Source organism: Burkholderia sp. Ac-20379 (genome assembly GCF_017104645.1).
Classification (GTDB): domain Bacteria; phylum Pseudomonadota; class Gammaproteobacteria; order Burkholderiales; family Burkholderiaceae; genus Burkholderia.
Map to the genome: position 1 here is coordinate 1 of NZ_JAAGPF010000394.1, position 6,039 is coordinate 6,039.

Consider the following 6,039-nt stretch of genomic DNA (forward strand, 5'->3'; position numbering starts at 1 on the left):
GGCTTGCGCGCGGGCCGGCGCGGCGCTGGCCGCGTTCGCGGCGGCCGTGAATACCGTTGCCGCATTGCCCTCCGCCGACAACGCCAGGCGCTGGATCAGCCCGTCGACCGCCGGCCCCTTGAAGCCGCGCTGCTGACACATGCCGAGCACCGTCCAGGCCGCCGAGATCTGGCCCGCCTCGATCAGCGCGTTCACATAGCTGACCCAGTGCTGGCCGTTGTTCGGATCGATGCCGAGCGCCGTTTCGAAGTGCGGCAGCGCGCCGTTGGCGTCGCCGCACTGCACCTTCAGCACGGCAAGGTTGTAGCAGGCGTCGACCTGATCGGGCTTCGCGCCGAGGACTGCCTCGTAGAGCGCCTGCGCATTGGCGAGCTCGCCGCGATGATGGTGGGCGACTGCGTTCTTGAGCACGAACGCGATATCCGCGTCGAACTGCTGTTGCTGTTCAGGCGAGAGGCCGGCGGACATCGTATCGGACATGGGAAAACCGGACGGAAGAAGCGAATGGTGGAAATTATCCGGCCGGCCCCGGCCCGGCGAAGCGTGGAACTGACCGGTAAACGGGCGTCAATTTCATCGATATGCGCGCGGGCGGCGAAACGGGGCGGGAACGAAACCGGGGGAGCAAGGTGCCCGGCGCGCCGGCGGGCACACAGAAAAAACGGCCCGCGCGAGGCGGGCCGTGAGGTGAACGAGCACGCGCTCGTGCGCGCGAATTGTTATTCGGGCAGGCCGCTCAGAAGCGCAGCGCGGCCTGGTTGTACTGTTTGGCCGCGTTCAGGCGTTCCGAGGCGGTCCGGTATTCGTGTTGCAGTTCTTCGCCAGCGCGGGCCGCTTCGGCCGCGATGCCGGCGTCGATCGCCTGGATTTCGCGGATCGTCAGCAGATCTTCCGGCGTCTGCGTCGCGTCGAGCGATTGCAGGTACGGCGCGCGCGCCTCGATCAGGCGCTCGGCGCCTTCCCAGTCGGCGAGCCGCACCGCGCGCTCGATCTCGTGCGTCATCGACAGCAACTGCGAGACGAGGGTGTGCTGATCCATGTCCGGTTCTCCAGGAGGCGGGCGGGGCTCAGGACGACTTGTTGGTCGCCAGCGCGCCGGCGCTGTTGGTGCCGCCGAACAGCGCGGTCAGGTAGTTCTGCTGCTGGTTCATCTGGGCGAGCACGGTGTTCAGCTGCGTGAACTGCGCGTTGTACTGCGTGGTCAGCGTCGCCGCGTAGGCCGTCAGCGTGGTCTGCTGCGCCGTCAGGCTCTTCAGGTCGGTCTGCACCGCGTTGGCGCTGAGGGTCAGAATGCCCTTGTCCGCCGTGTACGACGTGATCGCCGCGTTGATCTGCTCGCCCAGGCCGTTCTTGCTGTTGAACAGCGTCGAGGCGGCGGTGGGGTTGTTGGTCAGCGCGGTGGTCAGGGCCGTCTGGTCGACGATCAGCGTGCCGGCCGTCTGGCCCGCCGTGGTGCCGTCGGCCACCGTGATGCCGAGCTGCTGCAGCGTCGCGCCCACGCCGTTGCTGTTGACGGCGCTGCCAAGGATCGACTGCATCTGGGTGCGGATCGTGTTCAGCGTCGAATCGCCGAACAGCGGGCCGGTGACGGGGGCGGTCGGGTCGGTGTTGTCGAACGAGCCGACCGTGGCCATCGCCTGCACCAGCGTGTTGTAGCTGCTGACGAAATTGGTGACGGCCGTGGCCTGCTTGGTCGTGTCGGCCGCGATCGTCAAAGTCTGGGTGGTCGCCGGGCTGGTCACGGCGGCCTGCGTGAGGTTCAGCGTGACGCCGGTGATCACGTTGGTGACGGCGTTCGAGGCGCTCAGGTTGGTCACGCCGTTGACGGTGACCGAGGCGTCCTGCGCCGCCGACGATTGCGTCCACTTGGTCGCCGCGGTGCTGCCGGTGGTGATCGTCGACTGGCCGCCCGTGGTGTTCGGCGTCGAGCTGACGCCCAGGTTCGACAGGCCGTTGTCGGTGGTGGCGTTGACCGCCACCGTGATGGTGTTGGCCGCGCCGCTGTTGTTCGCGCGCAGCACCAGGTGGGCGCCGTCGCTGCCGGTCACGATGCTGGCCGTCACGCCGGGGTTGTCGCTCGCGCTGTTGATCGCGCTGGCGATGCCCGACAGGGTGTTGTTGGTGGAATCGAGGTTGATCGTCGACGATTTGCCGTTGACGGTCAGCGTCATCGAGCCGGTGCCGAGCGCGGCGGTGGCGTCGAAGGCCGGCGAGGTCAGCGATTGCGATTGCGCGATCTGGTTGACGGTCACGCCGTAGGACGCGGCCACGGCGCCGCTGGCGGCGGTGGCGGTCAGGCCCGTGCCGCCCGAGGCGGTCGCGGTGAAGGTTTGCGCGAACGAGCCGTCGCTCAGCGTGGCCAGCGAGCTTTGCAGGTTCTGCAACGCGGTCTGCAGGCTGGTGTACGCAGCGGCCTTGTTGTTGTCGGTGGCGACGGCGGTCGACAGGATCGCCGTCTGGCCGGCGGTCTTGGAGTTGACCAGCGCGGTCACGAGCGTGCTGACGTCGATGTTGGCATTGCCGGTCGAGCCGCTGATGATCGACTGGGCGGCGGTCTGCAACGCGGAGCTGCTGCTGATCGCGTTGTTGGACGTGGATGACGTGGACGAAATCGTGGACATCGCGTGGCTCCGTGGGCGCCGTCGGTGGCGCTGACAAGTCGGTTCGACCGTGCGGATACTGCGGGAAACCGGGGAAAAACGGAAGACTTCAAATGCAAAAAACGCGCGGCAGCCACGAGGAAGACTGCACCGCCGCGCGAACAGGCCGCCCGTGAGGGCGCGGCCCGGTTTTCAAAGCACCTGCCTGATGCCTTACTGCAGGAGCTTCAGAACTTGCTGCGGCAGCGAGTTGGCTTGTGCCAGCACCGAGATGCCGGCTTGTTGCAGCACTTGCGCCTTGCTCAGGTTCGCGGTTTCCTGCGCGAAGTCCGCGCTCTGGATTTGCGACTGTGCCGACGACAGGTTCGTCGAGTTTTGTTGCTGCGTTTGCGCGATGGCGGTCAGACGGTTTTGCGTCGCGCCCAGCGTTGCCTGCAGGTTGTTCACCGTCGACAGCGCGTTTTCGATCGCGACCAGGGCCTGGTTGGCGCCCGTCGTGTTGCTGATGTTGATGTTCGACACGGTCGGCGGCGAGTTGACCGAGTTGATCTGCGAGATCATGTTGGCGGCGGCGCTGGCTTGCGTCGTCGTCATGCCGCTCGTGGCGCCCGTCGCCAGCGTCAGGTTCGTGACTGCCGTGCCCGTGCCGGCTGCCGTACCCGTCGTGAAGATCGCGCCGACTGCCGTCGTGCTCAGGGCTTGACCGTTCTGATCCGTGAACGTGAAGCCGCCGTTGCCGTCCGACAGAACGTTGACCGACGTGATCGTCGCGTTCGCTGCCGACGTGGCTGCGCCAGCGGAGGTCAGGCTCAGGTTCGAGATCGTGCCGACCGTTTCGCCCTTCGACACCAGACCGCCGCCGATCTTGGCAGCCGACAGGCTTTGGCTCAGGTCCAGCGTGACCGTCTGGCCGACGTTTGCACCAACCTGGAACGTCGTGATGCCGGCGGAACCGTCAAGCAGGTTCTTGCCGTTGAAGTTCGTTTGCGAAGCGATACGGTTCACTTCCGAGATCTGCGCGGCAACTTCCTGCTCCGCGGCAGCCTGGTCGCTCGTCGACAGCGTGCCCGTTGCGGCCTGGTTGGCCAGCGTACGGATACGTTGCAGGCTGGTCGTCAGTGCCGACAGGGCGCTCGACGAGCTCTGGATCAGCGAGACGGCGTCGTTCGTGTTCGACACGCCTTGGTTCAGGCCGTTGATGGCCGTTTGCATGCGGGTCGAGATTGCCAGACCGGCTGCATCGTCTGCTGCGCTGTTGATGCGGTTGCCCGACGACAGACGCGTGATGGCCTGCGACAGTGCGCTTTGCGAGCCGTTCAGGTTTTGCTGAGCGACCAGCGAATTGATATTGCTTGTGATTCCGAGCATGGTAAATCTCCTAAAAGCCGATAAGCCTTTGACAAGCCAACGTGGGCATCGGCGGACGCACTCGTTCTTTGCTGGCCGCCTCAAAGCAGGATTTCGGCGCTCCCAAAAAAAACTTGAGGGGAAGATTGCGATCGCTTGCAATTTCTTCCGATTTTTTGTCGGAGGCGCGCTTGCCGGGCGTCCCCCCCGCCCGAATCCCGCTGTGGTACTGGGTTGCAGGATGGAGAGAGGGGGTGTTGCAGTCCCGTCCCTGATTGTTAACGGTTTTCCCGCGATTCTCTTGAGCCGCCGCGTGCTCGAAATTTGTCCGGCAGGCGCGGTAAACCGCTAGCTCTACGAATGTTTACCTGCTAGCATGGCGGGCTGAATTGAGATTTCTGTCAAGCCCTTGCCGTTTCGGCATGTCAAAGCTGGCAGTCAAACGCGGCGCCGGTTGCAGGTTGCCGAGCGTTTCGCGGTGCATTCCGCCTCTCTTTTCCGGCCTCCCAGGCCACAAAACCCGCTCGTTTCGCCTGTTGTGGGAACGCCCGGAAGGCCGGTGCGTGGCGCTTGGCCGCTACGTTTTTGACCGTATCAAGCAATTTAGGAACGACATGACGACGATTCTTCTGAAAGAAAACGAGCCGTTCGAAGTAGCGATCCGCCGCTTCCGCCGCGCGATCGAAAAGAACGGCCTGATCGCTGAGCTGCGCGAGCGCCAGTCCTACGAAAAGCCGACCGCCGTGCGCAAGCGCAAGAAGGCGGCAGCTGTGAAGCGCCTGCACAAGCGCCTGCGCAGCCAGATGCTGCCGAAGAAGCTCCACTAAGGCTTCCGCGGTTCGCATTGAAACGGCGACGTCCCTCGAAAGAGGGGCGCCGCCGTTTTGCTTTGGGCGGCGCTTTTGTTCGGTGCGGTGTTGTGCTCAGGCCACGCCAGGTTTCCCGGCCGGCTTGGCGGCCGCCCGCTTTCCCGCTGCCCGCTGCTTTCCCGCCGCCGGCTGCTTTCCCGCCCTGGCGGTGGCGCTCTCCGCCGCGTTGCTGGCAAGTTGGGATTGGCCGAGCGCCGCGCAGGCGTCCCGGCATGGGCAATCGAATTCGTGATCGTTGACCATGCCCGTGGCCTGCATCAGCGCATAACAGATCGTCGAGCCGACGAACTTGCAGCCGTAGCTCTTGAGCGCCTTGCTCATGGCGTCGGAGACGGCGGTGGCGGCCGGCGCGTCGCGGTACGAGTGCCAGCCGTTCTGGATCGGCACGCCGCCGACGAACGACCACAGGAACGCGCCGAGCGAGCCGTGTTCGGCGCGAATGCGCTGCACGGCGCGTGCGTTGACGATCGTCGATTCGATCTTGGCGCGGTTGCGCACGATGCCGGGGTTCTGCATCAAGGTATCGACCTGGGCCGGCGTGAAGCGGGCGACGGCATCGGCATCGAAATTCGCGAACGCGGCGCGATAGCCCTCGCGTTTGTTCAGGATCGTCGACCACGACAGCCCGGCCTGCGCGCCCTCGAGGATCAGCATCTCGAACAGGTAGCGCTCGTCGTGGGCCGGACGGCCCCATTCGGTGTCGTGATAATGCGCATCGGCATCCGTGCGGACCCAGTTGCAGTGTTCGCTCATCGGTTTCTCGCGCCTCGCGTTGGTGCCGGCGCCCATGCCGGCACGGAAGGCGCCCAGCATAGCGCAACGCCCATGCCACGCAAGCCGGCCATCCGGCCAATGGGCGGGGCGCGCCGATGCGGTTAAGCTCTCGGCTCGACTGATCGGCAATCCCGGAGTGTTTCACCATGACAGAGCCCACTTACCTGATCGGCATCGACGGCGGCGGCACCGGCACGCGGGCGGTGCTGGCCGATGCCGGCGGGCGCGAACTCGCGCGCGGCAGCGGCGGCCCGTCGGGGCTGGCGCTCGGCATCGAGGGCGCCTGGCGTTCGATCGAAGCGGCCTGCGCGCAGGCATTCGAACTGGCCGGCCTGCCGTTGGATTGGGCGCGCTGCACGATGGGCTGCGGCCTGGCCGGCAGCAATCACGCGGCTTGGCTCGCGGCGTTCCTGGCCAGCGCGCCGGTGCCCGCGCTGGCGGTGGAGAAC

The 6,039-nt window shown here is 65.8% G+C and carries 6 protein-coding genes and 1 pseudogene; 2 read left to right on the top strand and 5 right to left on the bottom strand.

Features of this window, described 5'->3' with window-relative positions:
• From G3N92_RS29735 to G3N92_RS29750, 4 genes are all read right to left on the bottom strand, one after another.
• A partial coding sequence (locus G3N92_RS29735) for a tetratricopeptide repeat protein (protein ID WP_339385838.1) occupies window positions 1-480 on the bottom strand: 480 nt, incomplete at its 3' end.
• A gap of 256 nt (window positions 481-736) precedes the next feature.
• Window positions 737-1,039 carry a flagellar protein FliT gene (fliT, locus tag G3N92_RS29740; RefSeq protein WP_206131143.1) on the bottom strand — a complete coding sequence of 101 codons (303 nt, stop codon included), beginning with the start codon at window positions 1,037-1,039 and terminating at the stop codon, window positions 737-739.
• Between the two features lie 28 nt (window positions 1,040-1,067).
• Window positions 1,068-2,621 (bottom strand): flagellar filament capping protein FliD, encoded by a 1,554-nt coding sequence (gene fliD, locus G3N92_RS29745; RefSeq protein ID WP_206131144.1) that lies wholly within the window; start codon window positions 2,619-2,621, stop codon window positions 1,068-1,070.
• Window positions 2,622-2,813: 192 nt separating this feature from the next.
• Window positions 2,814-3,968 carry a flagellin gene (locus G3N92_RS29750; protein ID WP_206131145.1) on the bottom strand — a complete coding sequence of 385 codons (1,155 nt, stop codon included), beginning with the start codon at window positions 3,966-3,968 and terminating at the stop codon, window positions 2,814-2,816.
• A 593-nt stretch (window positions 3,969-4,561) separates the two neighbouring features.
• Between G3N92_RS29750 and rpsU the strand changes: the two genes are divergently transcribed.
• Entirely contained in the window at window positions 4,562-4,774 is a 213-nt protein-coding gene (rpsU, locus tag G3N92_RS29755; RefSeq protein WP_006401410.1) for a 30S ribosomal protein S21, read from the top strand.
• Window positions 4,775-4,870: 96 nt separating this feature from the next.
• On the opposite strand, the gene G3N92_RS29760 is transcribed toward rpsU, so the two are convergent.
• Complete coding sequence (locus tag G3N92_RS29760) at window positions 4,871-5,569, bottom strand: DNA-3-methyladenine glycosylase I (protein ID WP_206131146.1); 699 nt, start codon at window positions 5,567-5,569, stop codon at window positions 4,871-4,873.
• Window positions 5,570-5,736: 167 nt separating this feature from the next.
• Here G3N92_RS29760 and G3N92_RS29765 point away from each other — a divergent pair.
• A pseudogene (locus G3N92_RS29765) lies at window positions 5,737-6,039 on the top strand (ATPase); the annotation flags it as partial.